Here is a 2,990-nt window from a genome sequence, read left to right on the forward strand (position 1 = left end):
ATTAAGCTGCAACACAATCTTATAGGGGTCTCCCGAGAAAATGTTGACACATACGCAAATTCTTTTTCATTGCCTCTTTTCCCTCAACCGATATATACTATATAAGAAAAGGAAGCTGCGTTCGAAAGGAGGCCCGGTCATGATCCTCAATACAGGTAACCGTACGGATATTCCCGCTTTTTATACCCCTTGGTTCATGAACCGAGTAAAAAGTGGTGAAGTCCTTGTCCGCAGTCCTTATGCGGAAAACCAGGTCGTGCGCTATCGTCTTGATCCCAGCGTCGTTGACCTCATCGTTTTTTGTACGAAGAACCCCTATCCCATCCTGCCCCATCTCAAATTGCTGAGTGCCTTCGATACCTTTTGGCATGTGACGATTACGCCCTATGGCAGGGACATCGAACCTAACGTGCCTGACAAAAGGGACATCCTTTCAGCGTTCCAGTACCTATCCCATCAGGTGGGCGCAAACCGTGTCGTCTGGCGCTATGACCCCATCCTCATCAATCATACGTACACGACGGCATACCATATCGAAGCCTTTCGCTCCATGGCAGAGACGCTCCAAGGCTGCACGCACCAAGTGGTCATCAGTTTCATCGACCTTTATGAAAAGACTAAGCGCAATTTTCCCGAAGCCCGTCCCGTAAGCGCCCATGACCAGGTGCTCCTCGTCAATGCTTTTTCGGAGATTGCCAAAAAAACAGGGATTGCCATCCACCTGTGCTGTGAATCATCCATTTTGGAGCGGGACAATGTCGACGCGAACGGCTGCCTGTCGCAGGCCATCCTTGAAGAAGCTCTCGGCGAGAAGCTGTCTGTACCCCGCCGCAAAGCGCCGCGGGAAGGCTGTGCCTGTCTTCTTGGTGCCGATATTGGTGCCTACAACACTTGCTCCCATTTCTGCCGCTATTGCTACGCCAATTACGATGAAGCCCTGGTCAGAAAAAACTACCGGCGTCACGATCCCGCGTCAGCCCTGCTCATCGGGCATCTTGAACCGGAGGACATTGTCAAGGATGCCCAGCAAAAAAGCTGGAAGAGTCCTGAAATTTCATTATTTTAAGGAGGTTTACGCACATGCTTGAAGTTGGAACAAAAGCCCCTGATTTTACCCTGCAGAACCAAGAAGGAAAAGAAGTCTCCCTGTCAGACTTCAAAGGCAAGAAAGTCATCCTCTACTTCTATCCAAAAGACTTGACGAGCGGCTGCACGAAACAGGCATGCGGTTTTGCTGAACGCTACCCCCTCATTACGGAAAAAGGCGCTATTGTCCTCGGAATCAGTAAGGACAGCGTCAAAAAACACGAGGAATTTGTATCGACCTATGCTCTTCCCTTTACGCTTCTTTCCGATCCGGACCATAAAGTTCAGGAACTTTATGACGTATGGAAGGAAAAGAGCCTCTACGGCCGGAAATACATGGGCACGGAACGCTCCACCTATCTCATTGATGAAGAAGGCACCATCGTAAAGGCGCTCCAAAAAGTGCAACCGGCCAAGAATCCCGAGCAAATGGTGAAGGCCCTCCTATAGTTTTTGCTTGGAGCACCATGGCCCCAATTGGAATGCATCCCAAAGGAGCAGCATCAAGCCTCCTGCAGGAAGGCCTTGAATTGATTCTTCGTTGACACGGTTCTGATGCCTGTGCAGCATCAAGTGGCCTTTGGTCCCCCGCCTTAGTAAGGAGGAAGGGTTTTCGCCGTCTCCAAGTTAGAATATCACAATGTAAGCCCTAACCGGAATGAATCGAAAGTTCCGTTTAGGGCTCTTTGTTTTTATTTGCCTTCAGCACGGGGCTGTTTTTAAAATAGGGGCAAAACCATAAGGTAGGCACCAAGACGGATTTTGGCACGCATCCTGATTGGGGCCTTTTATTCGCTCTCTATTTTTTGTTTTGAAGGGTTGTCTGCCAAAAGAGACTGTGAAGGGTACATTTCATTCTCTTCACAGTCTCTTTTACATGCTTTACTCAGAAGCTTCAAGAAATTTCGCTCGGGCTTCTGCCACAGCGACGATATGCTCAGAAACGGTAGTGCAGCAGCCGCCAACGGCACGGGCGCCAGCTTCCATATACATCCGGGCATAGTCCTTGAAGGAATGGCCGTCGCCTTTTCCATTCCAGGTCTTAGTAACGGGATCGTATGTTTCCCCACTGTTAGGGTACACGGCAATCGGAAGCTCCGTTTCTTTTCGCAGCTCCTTGATGAGGCTTTCAAGGTATTCGGGTTTCGTGCAGTTGACACCTATAGCCCGGAGATGGGAAGCCCCTTCACGGAACGCTTTGGCGCAGTCCCGAATCAGGTCGCCCTCGTTGATATGAAGCCCATCCTTACAGGAGAAACTAATCCAATAATCAGCGCCAATCCGTTCTGCAATCCCGGCTTCAATCTTTGCTTCCGTAAGGGAAGGCTGAGTCTCGAAAAGAAGAACATCCGCACCGGCCTGCCAAAGCAGTTCCGCCCGTCTTTCGTGAAACTCCCGCAGGGCCTCTTCAGATATCTTGTAATGGCCTTTGTATTCCGATCCATCAGCCAGATAGGCGCCATAAGGCCCGATACCCGCAAGACACATCGGATAGACCCGTCCTGCCGCCTTGCCTTCTTTTTCCCACCATTCGTCACGGGCTTCCTGGAAGACCTTGACCGAACGGACGATGAGCTCCTCAGCCTCTTTTTCCGCTAGGCCATTTGCCATGAGTCCAGGAATAGTGGCTTGATAACTGCAGGTAATGCCCGCGTCCGCGCCGGCACGGAAGTAATCCAGGTGGACTTTTTTTACTAATTCGGGCTGCTCCAAGAGAACGCGTGCCGTCCACAGGGAGTTGTTGAGATTGGCGCCTAGGCGCTCCAGGGCCGTTCCCATGGATCCGTCAATGACGCAGATTTGATTTTTTTCAAGAATTTTTTCAAGGGTTTGTCTCATCTTTTCTTACTGGTTGATTGCAATAGCAAATAGGACACTAGACAAAAAGTTTATGAGGACGTTTT

General features: G+C 50.1%; 3 protein-coding genes. 2 read left to right on the top strand and 1 reads right to left on the bottom strand.

Annotation, left to right across the window (positions count from 1 at the left end; translation table 11 throughout):
* The first annotated feature begins 139 nt into the window (after positions 1-139).
* Together QZQ08_RS09700 and bcp are read left to right on the top strand one after the other, a co-directional pair.
* A complete protein-coding gene (locus QZQ08_RS09700) occupies positions 140-1,066 on the top strand; it encodes a DUF1848 domain-containing protein (RefSeq protein WP_296331462.1) in 927 nt (308 codons plus the stop codon).
* 14 nt (positions 1,067-1,080) lie between these two features.
* Positions 1,081-1,536: a thioredoxin-dependent thiol peroxidase gene (gene bcp, locus QZQ08_RS09705; protein ID WP_296331466.1), complete on the top strand. Its 456-nt coding sequence runs from the start codon at positions 1,081-1,083 to the stop codon at positions 1,534-1,536.
* A gap of 432 nt (positions 1,537-1,968) precedes the next feature.
* Here bcp and mmuM read toward each other — a convergent pair whose 3' ends face one another.
* Positions 1,969-2,925: a homocysteine S-methyltransferase gene (mmuM, locus tag QZQ08_RS09710; protein ID WP_296331469.1), complete on the bottom strand. Its 957-nt coding sequence runs from the start codon at positions 2,923-2,925 to the stop codon at positions 1,969-1,971.
* Positions 2,926-2,990: the final 65 nt, after the last annotated feature.

Origin of the sequence: uncultured Acidaminococcus sp. (assembly GCA_900538365.1) — a bacterium.
Lineage (GTDB): Bacteria > Bacillota > Negativicutes > Acidaminococcales > Acidaminococcaceae > Acidaminococcus.